Genomic DNA, 18,516 nt, shown 5'->3' on the forward strand with positions numbered 1-18,516 from the left:
TAACGGATGAACCTTGAAACAATGACGATAGAAAAGTTAGATTACGGAATACACGTTGTAACACTTAATAACCCGCCAGCCAATACATTAAATGCGGGAATTCAACAGGACTCATTGCAACTGATTGAAGTAGTCGAGAAACATCAGGCAATCCGGGCCATAGGGAGCCTGTTAAAGAAATCATAGGGAAGGGTGACTTCCTGAAACAGGGGAATAGATTGAAATATGTAAATAAAATTAAGTTTTATTACGTTCATATTAAAAAAACTTAACTTTTATAAGAGTAATTACTGTTCTTTTTTTGAAAAATATTTTAAGATATAAACGAATTACAAGATTGTTGAGCAGGTGAACTATGAAAAACTTAAAACTTAGCGTTTTCCTTCTAACTGTTCCACTTTTACTGGCAGGCTGTGAAAGTGTTGAAAACAAAGAAGGCTTCTTCTATTCAACATTTGTACGTCCGATGGATTGGACGTTAAACACATTTGGTGAATTATTTAACGGCAGTTATGGTTTAGCTATTATTGCTATTATTTTAATTATTCGTCTCGTACTAATGCCGTTTATGCTTAAAACTTACCGCAGTCAAGCTACAATGAAAGTGAAAATGGATTTAGTCCGTCCGCAAATGGAGGATATCCAGACACGTTTAAAAGCAGCAAAAACTCCGGAAGAAAGAATGACGGTTCAGCAGGAAATGATGTCGCTCTACAAAGAACATAATATTAATCCGTTAAATATGGGCTGCCTACCAGCGCTTATACAAATGCCGATTATTATGGGCTTATACTATGCTATTTTGTATTCGACTGAAATTAAAACACATTCATTCCTATGGTTTGACCTTGGCTCTACAGATATTTGGATGACTGCCATTGCAGGTGTCGTTTATTTTGTACAAGCAAAAGTATCGCTTCAAACCGTACCAGAAGCTCAGAAGAATCAAATGAAACTGATGATTTACGTATCACCTATTATGATTGTCATTATTTCATTGTCTTCGATGGCTGCACTCCCACTGTACTGGGCAGTCGGAGGGTTATTCTTAATTGTTCAAACCTTTATTGGACGCAAATTTTTCTCAAACATCCCTGAAACTAAGGGAAATGAATAAATGTAAGTTATGCCGCTGCTAAAGGCTTACTGAACTAAAACTACTGAGACGATGATTTCAGTAGTTTTTTTATGCTTTCCCTCATGGTAGAGCAATTTTCTAATAAACTAGCGGATTGTTCTAATATATTTTAAAAAGTTCTAATAAAATCCTTATCTTCTAATATATTTGTCAATTGTTCGAATAAGTGGTTGAGATCTTCTATCACAAGCATCTTCTAATAAACGTATCAATTATTATAATATCGGTTATAAGAGGTTTAGGAACCCCCGTTTAGTAAAGGAAAATTTGAGTTACCTTCATTTATTTCCAATGATTTTCTAAAATAAAATCGCTATTGTCTAATATTCGTCTCAGATTATCTAATAATCACAGGAATTATATTGACAATAGTCACCTTTAATGGATATAATTCAATAAATTTAAAATTCGATGAAAAAGACAGTAATTTACAGATGTTTTGGAAAGCGAGCTGGGGATTGGTGTGAGCCTGGTGCAAAATATGTAAATGAAGCGCACTTTGGAGAAGCGGTCTGAACATGAGTAGGATCTGCCGGGGAATCACCTCGTTAAAAATGGAAAGTGGTCACAATTTGTGGCAACTAGAGTGGTACCACGGGAATTCGAAGCTCTCGTCTCTATTTTTAGAGACGGGGGCTTTTTATATTGGGAGGGGATAACATGTATAAAAAAATTGCATCAATTATTCAAGAGGCTTTGCCACAAAAAATAATAACAAATGATGAAATTGAACAACTACTGGAAAAGCCAAAGTATCAGCATTTAGGGGATGTAGCTTTTCCATGCTTTATGCTTGCTAAAACATTAAAGAAATCACCGAACGTTATCGCTAAGGAAATATGCGAAAGGATTAAAAGTGAGCTCATACAGGAAGTACAAGTTGTTGGAGGCTATAAAAATATATTTTTAAATAAGCTGCAAGTGACGAGAGACGTCATTACCCAAATAATGGTAGCTCCAGAGTCATACGGACAACAAGAAACACAGCAAAAGAACATAGTAATCGATTATTCATCACCGAATATTGCAAAGCCATTCTCCATGGGACATCTTCGATCTACTGTAATTGGCAATGCTCTTGCAAATATTGCAGAAAAAAACGGATACAGTGTCGTTCGGATAAATCATCTTGGCGACTGGGGTACTCAGTTTGGTAAATTAATTGTCGCATTCCAATTGTGGGGAGATAAAGAACGAGTTGAACAAGCACCTATTGAAGAGCTTTTAAAGCTATATGTGAAGTTCCATGATGAAGCAGAATCAAATGAAAAACTAAATGAGGAAGCGAGATCAGCTTTTAAAGCGATCGAAGATAAGGAGCCTCAGGCAATGGAATTATGGACTTGGTTTAAAAGTGCCTCTTTACAAGAATTTAAGCAGATTTATGATCAGCTTCATATCGAGTTTGATACGTATGAGGGGGAAGCCTTTTATAATGACAAAATGCAGTATGTTGTTGATGAATTAAATAAGAAGCAATTACTTGCCGAGTCGGATGGCGCAAACGTTGTTGAGCTTGAAGACATGCCACCTTGTTTAATAACAAAACAGGACGGTGCAACATTATATGCAACCCGTGATTTAGCCGCAGCATTTTATAGAAAGGCGCATTATGAACCATCCCAAGTTTTCTATGTAGTAGGGAATGAACAAACACTGCATTTCAAACAAGTGTTTCAAGTAATTTCGAAAATGGGTTATTCTTGGTCGGAAAATCTGAAGCATGTATCATTCGGAATGATGTTGAAAGACGGAAAAAAGATGTCGACTCGTAAAGGTAGAGTCATTTTATTGAAGGACGTATTAAAAGAAGCAGTGGAAACAGCAACCAGAAATATAGAGGAAAAAAATCCAACGTTAAATAATAAACAAACTGTTGCTGAGCAAGTAGGAATTGGCGCGGTAATATTTAATGATTTAAAAAACTTCCGTTTAAACGATATCGAATTTTCTTTAACTCAAATGTTGAATTTTGAAGGCGAAACAGGTCCATATGTACAATACACTCATGCCCGTATCCATTCAATTTTAGAAAAGGCAAAATATAAAGCCAATAAGGAAATACCCGTAAAAGTATTAGAAGATTCGGCTTGGGCTGTGATTCAGCTGTTGCAACAATATCCACAAGTGGTTACAGACAGTTTCAAACAAGTGGATCCTTCCTTAATTGCGAAATATGTATTGCAATTAGCACGGATGTTCAACAAATATTATGCAAATACAAAGATATTAGTAGAAGATGAGTTGCGGGAAAACCGTTTGCAGTTATGTTTTACAGTAGCAACCGTATTAAAGGATGGTTTGAAGTTACTAGGAATCCAATCACCGGAAAGTATGTAATTAGAAAAAGGCTAGTTGGAGACCATTATTCAAAACAAAAGGATGCGCTAAGGAAATCCTTTTGTTTGTTTATGGTCGATGCAAATTCAATATTTTTAACTGATAACTTTACATTCTTTTAGTACTTTACCTTCATTGATCCATATTTCAACCATGTGGTTAAAGAAATCTGGCATTGCTAAAGATACACCATGTCCGACTTCAGGTAAAATAACACCATTACAATTTGAATTGGCTTTTACAATATCTTTTGCAGATTTTTTCATAATAGCTTTTTCCTTTTCACCTACTGTAACCAATATTTTTGCGGATGCCTTTCTAAAGTCTTCAGGTATTGTAAAGGACATGTTTTCTTCAAGTACTCTAGCAAGGGTGTCTAACTTTATTTGACAACTTTCTTCATAATATTTCTTAAAATTGTCTTTACTTATATACATTGACTTTGCTTGAAGTTTAGAGAACGATTTCTTTTTTATTAATGGAAACGTTAATCTAAGGGCAGGTTTTATTAATTTTTTAATATGAGAAAGGGGTCTGACAGCAGCACTATTTATAATTGCAACATCAACTAATTCTGGTTTTAAGCTTAATAATTTGATAGTTACTTGTGCACCTAAAGAAAAACCAATTAGAATTATTTTCTTACCACCGGCTTTTGCTTCTATTAATTTAATTATCTCTTCTGCACTTCTTTTTATAGAAAAGTGAATTTCATTATTGTTTAACCCATGTTCAGGCAGGTTTGGAACTATGCAATGATAATGAGTAAAATATTGAATTTGTCTATCCCACATCCAATTGCTTACTCCGCCGCCGTGTAAAAAAATTATGAGAGAAGCACTTTTATTACCGTATTCTTGATAATGTAATGACAATTAGTTCAACCCTTTTCTTTATAACAATTTATTTCTTACTATTTAATAATTCTTCCAATGTTTTATAAAAACCTTCACATTAGTGTTATTCAAAGTAATTTATCAATATTACTAAAGAAAAATAGTTAAAATATTGAATCGCCATTGTATCCCCTCATTAACTATGCGAAAATTTATTAGAATATTGGAAAAATAGGGAGTGGGACTATGTGGGAACAGCAGCTAATTGAAACAACGCGAGGAATATTCGAAGTTTTTACAAAAGGCGAGGGGAAACCGCTCTGTGTGACGCATTTATACAGTGAATATAATGCAAATGGAAATCGGTTTGCGGAAATGTTTGTCCCGTATTATAAAGTGCATTTAGTGAATTTGCGTGGCTGTGGAAAATCAACGGATGATGTTTCTTTTTTTAATTATGGCATGCAGGATAGCGTAGAAGATCTGGAGGCAATCCGTAAAGCATTGGATTATGTTGCATGGGGGTTTGCAGGACATTCAACAGGGGGGATGCTAGCATTAAACTATGCAATTTTACACCCGGCAAGTGTGGAATTTATTGTAGCGGGCGGTCTTTGTGCTTCTGCAGAATACATGCATCATCCTGCAAGCATTTACTGCAAGGAAAATCCTAACAATAAAAGGATTCTTGAGATTTTAGCGATGCTGGGTGATCCATTATCAACAATCGAACAAAGAAGAGCTGGCTCTAAGGAATGGGCGCTTATGTCGTTATATAAAGAACAAAGCTATGACAATATGATAAGCCGTCCAAATAGCGGGAAAACCGTTTCGAAAAGATTGGATTATTTTTCATATAAAGAACTGCCAGACTTCGATTTGCGACCGCAATTACCAACAGTGAAAACGAAAGCTTATATATATGGCGGTTTATACGATGCGCAATGTCCATATGAATTTGCAGTGGAAGCAGCAGATTTATTGGCGAATGCCACATTGACGACCTTTGCTGAAAGTAATCACCACCCGCTTATTGAGGAAGAAGAAAAGTTCACGGAATTTGTGCGGAATCTATCTCAAGTTCATTCTATACAAAACTGAAATAGGAGTCGTTGACGAACGACTATTTATAATTGCTGAAATATGATTTAGTGAAAAGGGAGAATTATATGAAAGAAATACTATTAGAAAATGAAATCATCAAATTAAGACCAGTCCAATTAAGTGATATCGAAGCAATCACATATGCCGCGAATGATGATGGGATTTGGGAGCATATGTCGGTGACGTTGCTTTCAAAAGAAGCGGTGCAAAACTATATCGAAAATGCGATTAAAGAGCGTGAAAAAGGTATTTCGTATATGTTTGCAATCATCGATAAAAAAACAGATAAAATTGTAGGCTGTACATCTTTTCTTGATATTTCATTTCCCCATAAACGGCTGGAGATAGGGGCGACTTGGTATAATCCGAGTGTTTGGCGTTCTGCGATTAATACAAATTGCAAGTTTCTATTGTTCCAATATTGTTTTGAAGTACTTAAATTAAATCGTATTCAAATTAAAACAGGGCACGAAAACTACCGTTCACAAAAAGCCATTGAACGTATTGGCGCAGTGAAAGAAGGAGTTTTGCGTAATCATATGATTCGAAAAGAAGGAATCATTCGTCATACCGTTATGTATAGTGTCATTTTGGAAGATTGGGAAAAACTTAAAGCTATGTTCATCGAACGTTTATTAGATTATTGAAAATTTGTAGGTGAATTTATGGCATTGATAAGAATTTATAAGAAAATCACATTTTTTCAAGCCTTTTAACACGAATTGTGTGGAATAAACGAACATTATCGTGTCATATCCTATATTTTCATATACAATGAGAGAGGTTAATCTTTAATAGGAAGATCATATCCTGTTAAATTTAGATAGATTCGGTGTAGGTGAAAAATTTGGGACGAACGAAAACATATATAAGTATAGATATAGAAGCCGCCCTTATACGCGGTAAGCAGTATATTATTGAAATTGGTGCGGTTAAATGGTTACCGGATGGTACGACAGAAACGTTTACTCAGCTAATTCAGCCATATAAATTCAAAAAGCTGAATGCGCATATTCAAAAGCTGACAGGTATCACTACAGAACAGCTAATTGATGCGCCTTCTTTTAAAGAAGCTTTTAATAAGTTTAAACACTGGTGTAAGCAGGATTATGTATTTTTGACATTTGGTGAATTTGATCGGAAAGTGCTTGAAGAAGAGCTGTCGCGTAATTACATAAAAAATGATTGCTTATATCCGATGATCGATTTTCAGCAAAAATATATGATTGCTAATGGTTTAAAAGAGCAACCTTCATTAGGAGGGTTAATGGCGCAGCTTGGATTGGAAAACGAAACACAGCACCGTGCTTTAGCCGATGCGGCAAGTCTGCTCTCAATCTTTGTTAAGGTTGATGGAGACCAGCTCATTGAACAGCAGCAAACGAATGATTTTATTTTATTACTGACTAATTTTCGAATGCTGGAAACGACATACGAACTTGTCATTTCTGCAACGAATTGCAAAATCGAGGATGATCGGATAACGATTGAATCAATGAAAACTTTTCGTGATGAGCTTCCTTTTACTGTTCAAATGATAGAACGTCAAGGGGAAGATGGGGAAACAACGACAATGGAAAAGATTTCGATTAAACCGAATGCGCAGGCGAAACAGTTCTTGCAGCAAATTTCCGAGAATATGAACGGTAAAATTTTAATTTCACGAACGGCATTACGTTCAATGTCAAAAATATTGAAATTACATCAAGTAACTTTACCGAAAACTGAAGTAATGACATTAGTAAATTTATTGAAAAAAGAAGAGATTATTGCAAGATTTAATTTGGATGATGAACCAACCAATACATATGAGGCAAGGGTTCTGCGTTTGCTTAATAAGTATGAGCAAATGTTTGTTACTGAGTTTTATAAACGTGCATTAATCGAGAAAAATATAATACAAGTATAATAAATTCTCCATTTTTAGGAGAATTTTTTCTTTAATGCCGACTCCTATTACGTTATGATAGGGGGGGACGAATCACTCGTGGGATAATAAAGGAGATTAATTTATGTCAGCATGGATTGGAATTGATACAGGGGGTACGTTAACAAAGCTTGCCTATTTAGATGAACATCAGGAGCTTAAATTAACGGTCTTTCCATCTAACGAAATGCATTTAGTAAAAGAATGGTTGGAAACTCATCCTCAAGTTGAAGAAATCGGCTTAACTGGAGGACGCACAGAGCAATTGCTGGACGTCTTGAAAACAATGAAGTCGATTGAATATATTGTTGAATTTGAAGCAACTTTAAAAGGTGTGCGCTATTTGCTGGAGAAAGAAGGCCACACAATTGATCAAAGTATTATTACTAATATCGGTACAGGCACATCGATTCACTATATGGATGGCTATATACATGCCAGAGTTGGCGGTACAGGAGTTGGAGGAGGTACTTTAATCGGACTTTCGACAATCATGACCGGAATTTCAGATTTTGATGAAATTAAAGCAAACGCTTTCAAAGGGAAGCGAGAAGGCATTGATTTGCTTGTAAAAGATATTTATCAAGGTATGGATACGCCGATTGACGGTAATTTAACTGCAAGTAATTTTGGGAAGGTCGGTATTACCGATCAACGTGAATTTGAACAAAATAATGTACTTGCAACAACACAAGGGCTAATCGGTGAAGTAATATCCACATTAAGTATCCAGCTTGCCGTACAATATGAGACGGAGCATATCGTTTATATCGGCTCAACGCTAATCGACAATGAACAGCTTGTAAAAGTGATTGAACATTATACTATATTGAAAAAACATAAACCTATTTTCTTGAAGGATTGCGGATTTTCCGGTGCGATTGGTGCATTGTTAAATATTCGTGAGCACAGCAGAAGATAAAGGGAAGCATTTAGGCTAGCAACATAGTTTAAATGCTTCTTTTTTGCCGTTTTTATCTCAATTACTTTACACAGAATTTTAATAGGCGTAAAATAGTGAAAGTAAATTATTTAGTTAGGTAAATAAGGAGAGATTGCGATGAATCCGTTATTTCATATACTTTTTCAGCAAAATCGTTATTTAGTAAAACAGTTAAATGATGTTTTAAAACAACATGGACTATTCAGCTCACAATGGACGGTTCTTTTTTTATTGCATCAAAACGGGCCGATGACACTTACAGCAATATGGAAATACCTAGATGTGGAAGCGCCGACTGTTACGCGAACCGTCACTCGTCTGGAGACACTTGGTTGGGTGGAAAGGGTTCAAGGAGCGGATAAACGGGAAAAAATGATTGATTTAACGACCAAAGCAATGGAACAATTTCCTCAAATTGAAGCATCTGTCGTTTCGTTCGAGCGAAAAATGGCTGAGCATCTAACAGAGGAAGAACAGGCGCTCCTTATTCAATTACTAAAAAAGATGGAAGGTTAGAATAAATGGAGCTTCAAGAACAAACAAATAAAATTTTTACGAAACGATTTATAAGTCTATTCTTTACGAATATGTCGATATTTCTTGTGTTTTACGGATTAATTACAACATTGCCATTATATGCAATCGGTGAATTAGGGAAATCGGATGACGATTCGGGATTGCTCGTAACTGTATTTTTAATTTCGGCGATTATTGTTCGTCCTTTCAGTGGAAAACTGTTGGATCTTTTTGGCAAGAAGCGTTTGCTAATTATCAGTCTTATACTATATTTTGCATGCACGGTATTATACTTATTTTTTAAACCATTTCTGCTTTTACTGGCGCTTCGTTTTTTCCAGGGAATATGGTTTAGTATTGCAACAACAGCATCAGGCTCTTTAGCTGCCGATATTGTACCAAAAAGACGTAAGGGAGCAGGATTGGGCTATTTTGCAATGTCCACAAATTTAGCTGTTGTATTCGGTCCTTTTATCGGTTTGCTCATTATTCAATATTCAGGATTTGATGTGTTGTTTATCGCCTTATCTGTCTTTGTGGCGATAGGCAGTTTGCTGGCATTAACTATTCAGACGAATGATTTGTCAAAACCAGTCGTGGCAGACCGCAGCTTTAAATTTTCATTTAATGATTTATTTGAACGAAGTGCATTGCCGCTTGCCGCACTCGCTAGCTTAGTCGCGTTTTCTTATGCGAGTGTTTTATCGTTCTTATCGCTTTATGCGGAACAGAAAGATTTACTGAGTGTTGCCAGCTATTTCTTTGCGGTATTTGCTGTTGCGATGATTTCAATTCGTCCATTCACAGGGAAAATCTATGATACAATGGGCGCGAAATTTGTTATTATTCCGTCGTTCTTTATTTTTGCATTAGGTTTGATTATTCTTGGCAATGCAGATCAGGAAATTCCGTTCTTATTATCGGCAATCTTCATCGGTGCAGGTTACGGTACGTTAACAACAAGTTTCCAGTCACTATGTATTCAAGCAACGACAATCCAGCGCAGCGGCTACGCTACGGCCACTTATTTTACGCTGTTTGACATAGGGATTGCTATTGGTTCGTATTTATTAGGGATGGTAGCTGTGAATCTTGGCTATGAATATGTGTATTACATTGCGGCATTCATAATAGTTGTCGTATTCGCATTGTATATGCTGTTGCTCAATCGTCAAAAACATAAAACAGAACAATAAGAAAAACGATTCATCATTCCATTAGTGGGATAGATGGATCGTTTTTTGCCACAATTAGTTTTAGGAGTTTTCGGTTAGAAGATGGATCAAATAGGGATTGTGGAAAGAAAATTATATTTACCGCTTCCGAACTTTCCAGTGAAGTGCATGTATCTAAGTATTTTTTAAAATTGCTCCACGGGCAAGAACATCCGCTGCTTTGTTTTCTTTATCGGGAATCCACTTTATGAAAAATAGGTCAAATTGTTCGATTAAAGCGAGTGCCTGCTCTAAATAAGGTTTGAATTCCTCGTTTTTCACATATGCTTTGTCGATTGAGCTTACGACAATTTTTGAATCAGAGCGCATTGAAACAAACGTTGAACCGATTTTCAAAGCTTCTTCCAAACCACGTAAAAGGGCAATAAATTCGGCCTGATGATTGTTTGTAATGCCGATTGGTTCACTGATTTTTACATGCTGTCCTTCACCTTTTATAAATATTCCAATCCCGCTAGGTCCGGGATTGCCGGCACTGGCGCCATCTATATAGACTTCTAACATAATTTCGCTCCTTTTATGTTCTGTTCGTTTAAGTATAACAAATACATGTAAGTTGGAGAAAATAAAAAAATAGCGTACAATAGTAAAACAAATTATCGGGAGGTACATGACTTGAATAAAGTAGATGTTATGAAAGATATTGATGAATTAATGGATATGTACTGCGCTGATTGTCTAGTCATTCAGGACCTTCGCAAAGAACGCGGTAAACATGGTGCACACCGTTTCTGCATTGAATCTTGTACAGTAGGGGAACAGCTTCAGTTTCTTGGTAAAGAAATAATGAAAGTTTCCGAAAAAAAATAATTTTAGAACATTCATCTTACTATTGAATAATAATGTTTTTTTGATATAATGATTAAGTATTTCTTATTTACCTAGTATAAATCTCTGGTACAGATTTATTTCTAACTGGTAAATGACTTCAGCGGAGTGGTTACCGTTGAAAAATTTCTTCATTTTTATAACCTTTCTATTGCTGAAAAGGGAGAGACAACTTGTAATGTGTAGCGCATAACTACTATATTACAAGTTGTTTTTTATTGTCTTATTTAGAATCAGCGCAAATAAAAAAGCTATTTTCGACGTCTCGAAAGTAGCTTTTTTGCTTTTATTAACTATTAACAAGTTGCTTTTCATTATAGAAAGCATTTAATTCTTGATAATATTTATTTAAAGAGGATGGGGAAACACTGAAGCTTTCGCCGATTTCTTTTACAGTGAATTTTTGATCGAATAAATCGTTATCCTGACCGAATCTTACTGCACCGGCAGCAATAGCGCCTGCCTTACGTGCTGTAGGCTGTTTTTCGACTAAGTAGTCTTCAACCATTGCTACGAAGCTCTCGTTATTGATCGCTTTTTCCGCCATAAATGCTTTTAACTGTTCTACGACTTCCTGCTCGAAAGGTGTAAACTCTTCGCCTTCATAGCCATTTTCAACTAGGCCTTCCCATAATAATAAATGGTTTTCTTTTGTGAATTGCTCAACAGGTAAACGGCTTGCTTTGTAAGCTTCTGTAAACTGTTCAAAAGAAATCGCATGTTCTTTATGGAAGAAGATTAGTGTAGAGACAGCTAATACGTGGTTTTCCTTGTTTGAACCATCAGGTAATAAAAAGGCGAACACACGCATTCCTAGAGGGATTGATTTGTGGCTTTCACGCTGAATATGATATGTTGTGCCAGTTAATGCAGAGATAGCTGTAAAGTAATTATCTTTCACATCTTCAACAGTTCCGATGAAGAAAATCGGCTGTTCCCATGATTTCAATAATTCGATCATAGATGGGCGAAGCACTTTTTTAGCTGTTTTTGCTAAAAAGTTCTGCCAAATATCAGGTCGTTGATGGAAGAAATATTCGTCCAAAGCAACGGCTTCCACTAATTCCTTGTGTAGTTTCTTTTCTAATTTCGGTGCCCAATTTCGAACCAATTCCATAAATTCACGGATATCTTTTCGTTCTGGGTAATTACTATAGAAAGTTTGTAATACGTTTTCAATCTCTTCCTGGAAAACGTTTTGTGAAGTTACTTGATTTTTTCCTTCACAACATTTTTTGTATTTTTTTCCACTACCGCATAGACATGGGTCATTACGTCCAATCATTGTAACACTTCCTTTAATACAACTTTTAAATACTAATGTCGCAGTATTGCTACTAATAATAATAACGTCAGATTGTTATTATGAAAACTGATTATGTTTTTAGAACTATCAGAAAAAATTGTTGCATTTTACATTATATTAAACTTTACTTAAAAATAGAACAATAATAGAGTTAATTCTATCAATAATCTAAAAAAAAAGAGACATGGCACGCTCGATGCGATGTCTCTTCCTATTATAACGTAGTTTCAGAGTGAGTAGGTGCTGGGATTTTTTTCATTGCTATAAATTGTTCGAGTTGAGCAACAGTATTCCCGATTAAAATAAATGCGCCACCAATCACAAGTTGTGCAGTTAATCCTTCCCCTAGGAAAAGCATCGCGAATATGGCTGCAAAAATAGGTTCAAGAGAAAAAATCAGTCCTGTATGTGTAGGGGAAGTGTATTGTTGTACAACAGCTTGCGCGATAAAGCAAAACGCGGTACAAATAATACCTAATCCAAGTACAGCTATCCAACTAGAAGAATTGGATGGGAACATTGGAGATTCGAACATCATGGTGAACACTGCTCCAAACAAGCCGGCAATACCTAACTGATAAACTCCATAAGAAATGGATTCAACATTTTTAGTAAACTTACTATTTAATATTAAATAGATTGAATAGCAAACTGCTGCGGTCGCAACTAAAAGATCTCCAGTCTGGAACGTCATAGAGTCTTTCATTGTTAAAACGGTAATTCCAATCATTGTAGCAACAACGGCGAAGCTTACTGCTCGTGAAGGAAGCCTTTTTTCAATAAAGCTCGTCATGATTGGTACTAATACAACTGTTAAACTAAGTATAAAGCCTGCATTACCAGCTGAAGTCGTTTTAAGACCTAACAGAGATAAGGCAAAAATCGTAAACAATAAGAAGCCTTGAACCGATGCATATAAAATCGTTTTGATATTCACACGCAACATCTTCGGTAGAAAGATTAGCCCTGCAATGATAAATGCGATTAAGCATCGAAGTGCTACAACATTAAAAGCTTCCAGACTTTCCAGGCCCATGACCATAAACGTATAGGATAGCCCCCAAAACATTGTAACAATCACCATTAAAATATTTGCTTTACCTTGTAAACTCAAAGATGTCACCACATTTCTAAAAAGTAAGTTTTAAATAATAAGTAAAAATATGTAATGTAATAAAAATTTAACTATAAGATTAATAGATTTAAAATGCGTTATCATCTACAAATCCGATCTGTTATAAAACAGTATAAACAGGAAGTTGTGATTAGTAAAACGAATGTTTATAATGAATGATATGAAAATAATTCATGTTTAAAATTGAGTAGTGGAGTGAATTATCATGAGTTTAGTGAAGTATGAGATTTTAAATAAAGTGGCGGAAGTACATAGCTTTACAAAAGCGGCGTCGGTTTTAGGACTTACACAATCAGCCGTAAGTCATGCAGTTTCAAGTTTGGAAAAGGAATTTGGATTTAATTTAATTCATCGTAACCGTACAGGAGTAACATTGACAGAAGACGGTACAAAAATGCTTTATGAAATGCGCAAAGTATTATTGGCGGAAGAACATCTGCAACAGACCGCGTCGAATATTTTAGGGGTAAGCCAGGGGACAGTGCGAATTGGGCTAATATCGACGATTTCTACACATTGGATGCCGAACATCATACATATTATGGATTCAGAATATCCGGGCATTCGCATTGAATTGCGTGAAGGGGATTACTATGAAATTGAACAGTGGCTATTACAAGGTGAAGTCGACTGTGGATTTTTAAACCGGACAAGCTCTAAACAGTTCGAATTTATACCGCTAAAAAGGGATCCTCTGTTATGTATTGTGTCGTCGCATAGTCCGCTATATGATAGAGCAGAGATCGATTTATTTGAAATTGAAGAAACGCCGATTATAATGCCTTCTTATAAAGGGACAAATGATGTTATGACAACATTTGAAAAATATGGTGTATTTCCGAATATACGTTTTGAACTTTATGACGAAAAGGCCATCGTATCAATGGTGGAACATAATCTAGGCATTAGCATACTGCCTGAAATGGCGATTTCGATGCTGCCGGATACTGTTAAAGCACTGCCTCTTGTACAGGACAGTTACCGAATCCTCGGGCTGTCGACAAAGCAGAAGCTTTCACCGGCATCGCAAAAATTTGTGGAAATATTAAAACAGTGGCTGGAAAACGAAGAACAGTAAAAGGGGAAACAACTATGCTAACAGGAAAAAAAGTTTTAATAACGAGTGGCGGAACATTCGAAAAATGGGATAATGTTCGCGGCCATACGAATTTATCAAAAGGAACGATGGGGTGCTATTTAGCGGAAGCAGCACTTGAAAAAGGTGCAAACGTCATTTATATGCATGGTGTATTTACACAGCTGCCGGAACATCAAAACGAGATGCAGCTCATAAAATTTGAAGGAATCGAGGATTTAGGCGACAAGTTAAAAACAATTCTTGAGTGCGAGCAAATCGATTATGTCATTATGGCTGTGGCCGGCTCTGACTGGCTTATTGACAAAGTGTTCGATCAGCAAGGTAATGAATTGACTGAAAAAGGGAAAATGCCATCTGATGAACCTCCAATTATCCATTTTAAAAAAGCGCCGAAAATATTGGCGCAAATTAAAAACTGGTCGCCGGAAACGACATTAATCGGCTTTAAACTGGAAGCAACAGAAGATGAATCGTTTTTATTGAAAAGAGCTTCTGCAAGAATGGAGACTGCAAACGCGGATTATATGGTCGCAAATAGCTCCAAATCTTTGTACGGTGCAATGGAGGCCCATTATATTATTCATAAATCCGGGGAGACAGTTAAAATCGACGGAAAAATGGCAGCTGCAACTGCATTAATTAATGTCATATCTTAAATAAAGTTTGCTCATTTTTCAATTGCCTGTATATGTTATAATTTAGAATATTTAATCTATTTAATATTGAAAAGAGGTTGAAGCATGTACCAGTTCGATCATCTCGTCCATTTTGTCCCATATCCAGAACAGACATTGTTAAAACTCCAAGAAGAAGGTCTCCACGTTGTCCCGGGAGGAAGTCATGAAGCGTGGGGTACATATAATACACTAAGCTATTTTGATTTGGCTTATATTGAATTGATCGGCATTGAAAATGAGGAAAAGTTTCAGGAAGCAGCCAAAAAGAAGTATTCATTACATGCGAGCTATAAAGAAAATCGCCGACGTGACGGATTGACGCGTTTTGCGGTTCGTACAACGACAATCGAAGAAGATGCGAAGTTATTCGCAAAAGCCGGTTTGGAAGTAGTTGGACCGGAACGCTATTCCAGAAAACGGGAAGATGGATCTGAAGTAAGCTGGCAACTGCTTTATATTGGTCACCCGAAATCGAAAATTGAATTCCCTTTTTTCATTCAATGGGATGAAGCAGATACAATTCGGCGTAAAGAACTAACGGACCGTGGTATTATAGCAAAACATCCTTTAGGGGATTTAACGCTCCAAGCTGTCCATTTTGTTGTTCCGAATTTTGATGCCGTGGAACAAGTTGCCCAATTATGTGGTGCGACCATTTTAAAAAAGGAAAATCAGGAAGAGAATGTTGAGTATTCGATTATTCTGCTCGATGAAGTGAAGCTTATATTTGTCAAGCCAGTCGGTGAAGGAGTCGCTTGGAATTATATGCTCGAACATGGCTATGGCATAAAAAAGGTTGTCATTTCAGGTGCGACGGAGCAAAAGCAATTTACAATCGATGGCGCACAATACGAAGTAAATAAAAAATAAAAAAAGGCTGTAAACGACTAAAACATTTCGTTTACAGCTTTGTCTATTTTTTTATAACATTCGCTGCCTGCGGACCCCGGATGCCATCGACTAAATCGAATTCAACCACTTGTCCTTCATCCAGTGAACGAAATCCTTCCTCTTGTATGCCAGTAAAGTGTACAAAAACATCTTCACCATTCGTAGATTCTATAAATCCATAACCTTTTTCATTATCAAACCATTTTACAGTGCCTTGGTGCATCCGCTTTCTCCTCCGATACTGTCAAAATCAATTGATGAAACATAAAGATTCCAGAATATTACGAATAAACTATATACTATACGTATGATAACTGTCAATAATTTGTCGATTTAACTCACTTTTTATATTTATTAATTCAGATAAAACAGACTATAATAAAGTGATTACATATAAGAAAGCAGGGCGAAGCATGACAACTACTACGAAGAAACCATTAACAGATATTGAAATAGCCAATCAAGCGACAATGAAGCCGATTTTGGAAATTGCTGAGAATGCAAACATTCCGTTAGATGCGGTTGAACAATACGGTCGCTATAAAGCAAAAATTGATACAAGTAAAATTAGTGGTGAAGCAACGGCAAACGTGGTGCTTGTAACAGCGATTAGCCCTACACCAGCAGGAGAAGGAAAATCAACGGTAACAATCGGTTTGGCGGATGCATTGCATCAATTGGATAAGCGAGTAATGGTCGCTTTACGGGAGCCTTCATTAGGACCGGTAATGGGTGTAAAAGGCGGCGCTACTGGCGGCGGATATGCACAAGTATTGCCGATGGAGCAAATCAATTTGCATTTCAATGGCGATTTCCATGCGATCACGACTGCAAACAATGCATTATCTGCATTGATTGACAATCATATCCATCAAGGAAATGCATTGAATATTGATCCGAGACGAATTGTCTGGAAACGTGTACTGGACTTAAATGACCGTGCATTGCGTCATGTAACAGTTGGTTTAGGTGGCCCGATGCAAGGTGTGCCTCGTGAGGACGGATTCGATATTACAGTCGCTTCTGAAATTATGGCCATTTTCTGTTTAGCAACAGGCATGAAAGATTTGAAACAGCGTTTGGCTCGGATTGTAATTGGTTATACGTACGATCGAAAACCGGTAACTGTTGGTGACTTACAAGTAGAAGGAGCACTCGCTCTTATTTTAAAGGAAGCGATGAATCCTAACTTGGTTCAAACAATTGAAGGTACACCCGCGTTAATTCATGGCGGTCCGTTTGCCAATATTGCCCATGGGTGCAACTCGATTACTGCAACTCAAACAGCCCGTAAACTTGCGGATATCGTTGTAACAGAAGCAGGGTTCGGTTCTGATTTAGGTGCGGAGAAGTTTTTAAATATTAAAGCACGCGAAGCAGGATTTAAACCGAGCGCTGTCGTTATTGTTGCGACAATCCGCGCACTGAAAATGCATGGCGGTGTAGCAAAAGCTAACTTAGTGGAAGAAAATGTGGAAGCCTTAAAACAAGGGATTTCCAATTTAGCTCAGCATGTAGCCAATGTCCGGAACTTTGGACTGGAGCCGGTAATTGCTTTGAACCGATTTATTACGGATACGGAACAGGAACTGAAAGCTGTTTTACAATGGGCGGAAGCGAATGAAGTTCGGATTGCCCGTACGAATGTATGGGAAGAAGGCGGTAAAGGCGGTATTGAGCTTGCTGAAAAAGTTCTCGAAGTAATTGAACAGCCAAATACTTTCCAACATATATATGATCTGCAAGAAACAGTGGAACAAAAATTAACGAAGATTGTACAGCAGGTGTATGGCGGTGCAGGTGTACAATTAACGGATGCTGCGAGAAAACAGTTAGCAGTCATCGAAAAAAATGGTTGGGACACTTTACCGATTTGTATGGCGAAGACACAATATTCATTATCAGATCAACCAAGCTTAGTAGGCCGACCAACCGATTTCGTTGTGACAATTCGTGAAATTCTTCCGAAGTTAGGTGCGGGATTCCTCGTATGCTTAACAGGAGATATTATGACGATGCCAGGCTTGCCAAAACAGCCGGCAGCACTAAATATGGATGTGGCCGAAGACGGAAGTGCACTCGGATTATTTTAATATGAACAATATTTAGCGACCGACAATATTTTTGTCTGAGGACAAAAACGCCGGAGCGATTAATAAAAGTAAAAGAAACGTATTCGTTTGATAATTCATTCGAATACGTTTCTTTTATTTGCATTGAAAACTTTGTTGAAATTTACGTTCGTACATTAAAACATGATTTGTAGAAGGTTAGTAGCAATCATAAAAGTTGCACTTAGTCCGTATGCAACCGATCCAATTAAAATTGGTGAAATAACAATTAGACCTTTACGTTGGCTATCGTTCATATTTGGTGCTACAGCTTGCATCATTCTTTGCATAATTAACACTCCTTTTTTCTGTTTTATGTGTTCTTATTGCTATTATATGATGCGAATTTGTAAAATACAAGCATTTAGTTCACATTTTAGACAAAAATTATCTTTGAATAATTACTGATACTTGATTTTTTGAATGAAAG

General features: G+C 36.6%; 20 protein-coding genes and 1 other annotated feature. Of the genes, 14 read left to right on the forward strand and 6 right to left on the reverse strand.

All coding sequences use genetic code 11. The features are described 5' to 3' along the window. The first annotated feature begins 6 nt into the window (after window positions 1–6). From AC0VXV_RS07265 to argS, 3 genes are all read left to right on the forward strand, one after another. Window positions 7–186 (forward strand): hypothetical protein, encoded by a 180-nt coding sequence (locus AC0VXV_RS07265; protein WP_475530941.1) that lies wholly within the window; start codon window positions 7–9, stop codon window positions 184–186. A gap of 169 nt (window positions 187–355) precedes the next feature. Further along, window positions 356–1,117 (forward strand): membrane protein insertase YidC, encoded by a 762-nt coding sequence (yidC, locus tag AC0VXV_RS07270; protein ID WP_475530942.1) that lies wholly within the window; start codon window positions 356–358, stop codon window positions 1,115–1,117. Window positions 1,118–1,540: 423 nt separating this feature from the next. After that, window positions 1,541–1,760: a binding site (T-box leader), on the forward strand. A gap of 38 nt (window positions 1,761–1,798) precedes the next feature. After that, window positions 1,799–3,478, forward strand: coding sequence for an arginine--tRNA ligase (gene argS / locus AC0VXV_RS07275; protein WP_475530943.1), 1,680 nt, complete (start codon window positions 1,799–1,801; stop codon window positions 3,476–3,478). 95 nt (window positions 3,479–3,573) lie between these two features. Here argS and AC0VXV_RS07280 read toward each other — a convergent pair whose 3' ends face one another. Further along, window positions 3,574–4,353 (reverse strand): alpha/beta fold hydrolase, encoded by a 780-nt coding sequence (locus AC0VXV_RS07280; RefSeq protein WP_475530944.1) that lies wholly within the window; start codon window positions 4,351–4,353, stop codon window positions 3,574–3,576. A 207-nt stretch (window positions 4,354–4,560) separates the two neighbouring features. On the opposite strand from AC0VXV_RS07280, the gene AC0VXV_RS07285 reads away from it, so the two are divergent. The 6 genes from AC0VXV_RS07285 to AC0VXV_RS07310 all read left to right on the forward strand — a co-directional run bounded on the left by AC0VXV_RS07285 (window position 4,561) and on the right by AC0VXV_RS07310 (window position 10,000). Further along, window positions 4,561–5,415, forward strand: a complete 855-nt coding sequence (locus tag AC0VXV_RS07285) for an alpha/beta fold hydrolase (protein WP_475530945.1) — start codon at window positions 4,561–4,563, stop codon at window positions 5,413–5,415. A 68-nt stretch (window positions 5,416–5,483) separates the two neighbouring features. Continuing rightward, window positions 5,484–6,065, forward strand: a complete 582-nt coding sequence (locus tag AC0VXV_RS07290; RefSeq protein ID WP_475530946.1) for a GNAT family N-acetyltransferase — start codon at window positions 5,484–5,486, stop codon at window positions 6,063–6,065. Between the two features lie 191 nt (window positions 6,066–6,256). Further along, window positions 6,257–7,327 carry a 3'-5' exonuclease gene (locus tag AC0VXV_RS07295; protein ID WP_475530947.1) on the forward strand — a complete coding sequence of 357 codons (1,071 nt, stop codon included), beginning with the start codon at window positions 6,257–6,259 and terminating at the stop codon, window positions 7,325–7,327. Window positions 7,328–7,430: 103 nt separating this feature from the next. Next, the gene (gene coaW / locus AC0VXV_RS07300) at window positions 7,431–8,267 is read left to right on the forward strand and encodes a type II pantothenate kinase (RefSeq protein ID WP_475530948.1); all 837 of its coding nucleotides are present in this window, start codon (window positions 7,431–7,433) and stop codon (window positions 8,265–8,267) included. Window positions 8,268–8,405: 138 nt separating this feature from the next. Then, a complete protein-coding gene (locus AC0VXV_RS07305; RefSeq protein WP_475530949.1) occupies window positions 8,406–8,804 on the forward strand; it encodes a MarR family winged helix-turn-helix transcriptional regulator in 399 nt (132 codons plus the stop codon). Between the two features lie 5 nt (window positions 8,805–8,809). After that, complete coding sequence (locus tag AC0VXV_RS07310; protein WP_475530950.1) at window positions 8,810–10,000, forward strand: MFS transporter; 1,191 nt, start codon at window positions 8,810–8,812, stop codon at window positions 9,998–10,000. A 153-nt stretch (window positions 10,001–10,153) separates the two neighbouring features. Here AC0VXV_RS07310 and AC0VXV_RS07315 read toward each other — a convergent pair whose 3' ends face one another. After that, complete coding sequence (locus tag AC0VXV_RS07315) at window positions 10,154–10,543, reverse strand: reverse transcriptase-like protein (RefSeq protein ID WP_475530951.1); 390 nt, start codon at window positions 10,541–10,543, stop codon at window positions 10,154–10,156. A gap of 111 nt (window positions 10,544–10,654) precedes the next feature. Here AC0VXV_RS07315 and AC0VXV_RS07320 point away from each other — a divergent pair, with 111 nt between their 5' ends. After that, entirely contained in the window at window positions 10,655–10,849 is a 195-nt protein-coding gene (locus tag AC0VXV_RS07320; RefSeq protein WP_475530952.1) for a zinc-finger domain-containing protein, read from the forward strand. A 307-nt stretch (window positions 10,850–11,156) separates the two neighbouring features. Here the strand turns inward: AC0VXV_RS07320 and AC0VXV_RS07325 are convergent, their stop codons facing one another. Both AC0VXV_RS07325 and AC0VXV_RS07330 read right to left on the reverse strand, forming a co-directional pair. Then, complete coding sequence (locus AC0VXV_RS07325) at window positions 11,157–12,152, reverse strand: YecA family protein (protein ID WP_475530953.1); 996 nt, start codon at window positions 12,150–12,152, stop codon at window positions 11,157–11,159. Between the two features lie 235 nt (window positions 12,153–12,387). Further along, window positions 12,388–13,287 (reverse strand): DMT family transporter, encoded by a 900-nt coding sequence (locus tag AC0VXV_RS07330; protein WP_475530954.1) that lies wholly within the window; start codon window positions 13,285–13,287, stop codon window positions 12,388–12,390. 226 nt (window positions 13,288–13,513) lie between these two features. On the opposite strand from AC0VXV_RS07330, the gene AC0VXV_RS07335 reads away from it, so the two are divergent. The 3 genes from AC0VXV_RS07335 (at window position 13,514) to AC0VXV_RS07345 (ending at window position 15,954) form a co-directional block, all read left to right on the forward strand. Next, on the forward strand, window positions 13,514–14,386 hold the full coding sequence (locus tag AC0VXV_RS07335; protein WP_475530955.1) for a LysR family transcriptional regulator: 873 nt from the start codon (window positions 13,514–13,516) through the stop codon (window positions 14,384–14,386). A gap of 14 nt (window positions 14,387–14,400) precedes the next feature. Beyond that, window positions 14,401–15,063, forward strand: coding sequence for a phosphopantothenoylcysteine decarboxylase domain-containing protein (locus tag AC0VXV_RS07340; RefSeq protein WP_475530956.1), 663 nt, complete (start codon window positions 14,401–14,403; stop codon window positions 15,061–15,063). Between the two features lie 84 nt (window positions 15,064–15,147). Beyond that, window positions 15,148–15,954 (forward strand): VOC family protein, encoded by an 807-nt coding sequence (locus tag AC0VXV_RS07345; RefSeq protein WP_475530957.1) that lies wholly within the window; start codon window positions 15,148–15,150, stop codon window positions 15,952–15,954. A 43-nt stretch (window positions 15,955–15,997) separates the two neighbouring features. Here the strand turns inward: AC0VXV_RS07345 and AC0VXV_RS07350 are convergent, their stop codons facing one another. After that, window positions 15,998–16,198: a cold-shock protein gene (locus AC0VXV_RS07350; RefSeq protein ID WP_340800858.1), complete on the reverse strand. Its 201-nt coding sequence runs from the start codon at window positions 16,196–16,198 to the stop codon at window positions 15,998–16,000. Window positions 16,199–16,388: 190 nt separating this feature from the next. Here AC0VXV_RS07350 and AC0VXV_RS07355 point away from each other — a divergent pair, with 190 nt between their 5' ends. Then, entirely contained in the window at window positions 16,389–18,068 is a 1,680-nt protein-coding gene (locus AC0VXV_RS07355; RefSeq protein WP_475530958.1) for a formate--tetrahydrofolate ligase, read from the forward strand. A 155-nt stretch (window positions 18,069–18,223) separates the two neighbouring features. On the opposite strand, the gene AC0VXV_RS07360 is transcribed toward AC0VXV_RS07355, so the two are convergent. Continuing rightward, the gene (locus tag AC0VXV_RS07360) at window positions 18,224–18,376 is read right to left on the reverse strand and encodes a hypothetical protein (RefSeq protein ID WP_176142076.1); all 153 of its coding nucleotides are present in this window, start codon (window positions 18,374–18,376) and stop codon (window positions 18,224–18,226) included. Window positions 18,377–18,516: the final 140 nt, after the last annotated feature.

This window comes from Solibacillus sp. iso_87, from assembly GCF_056173085.1.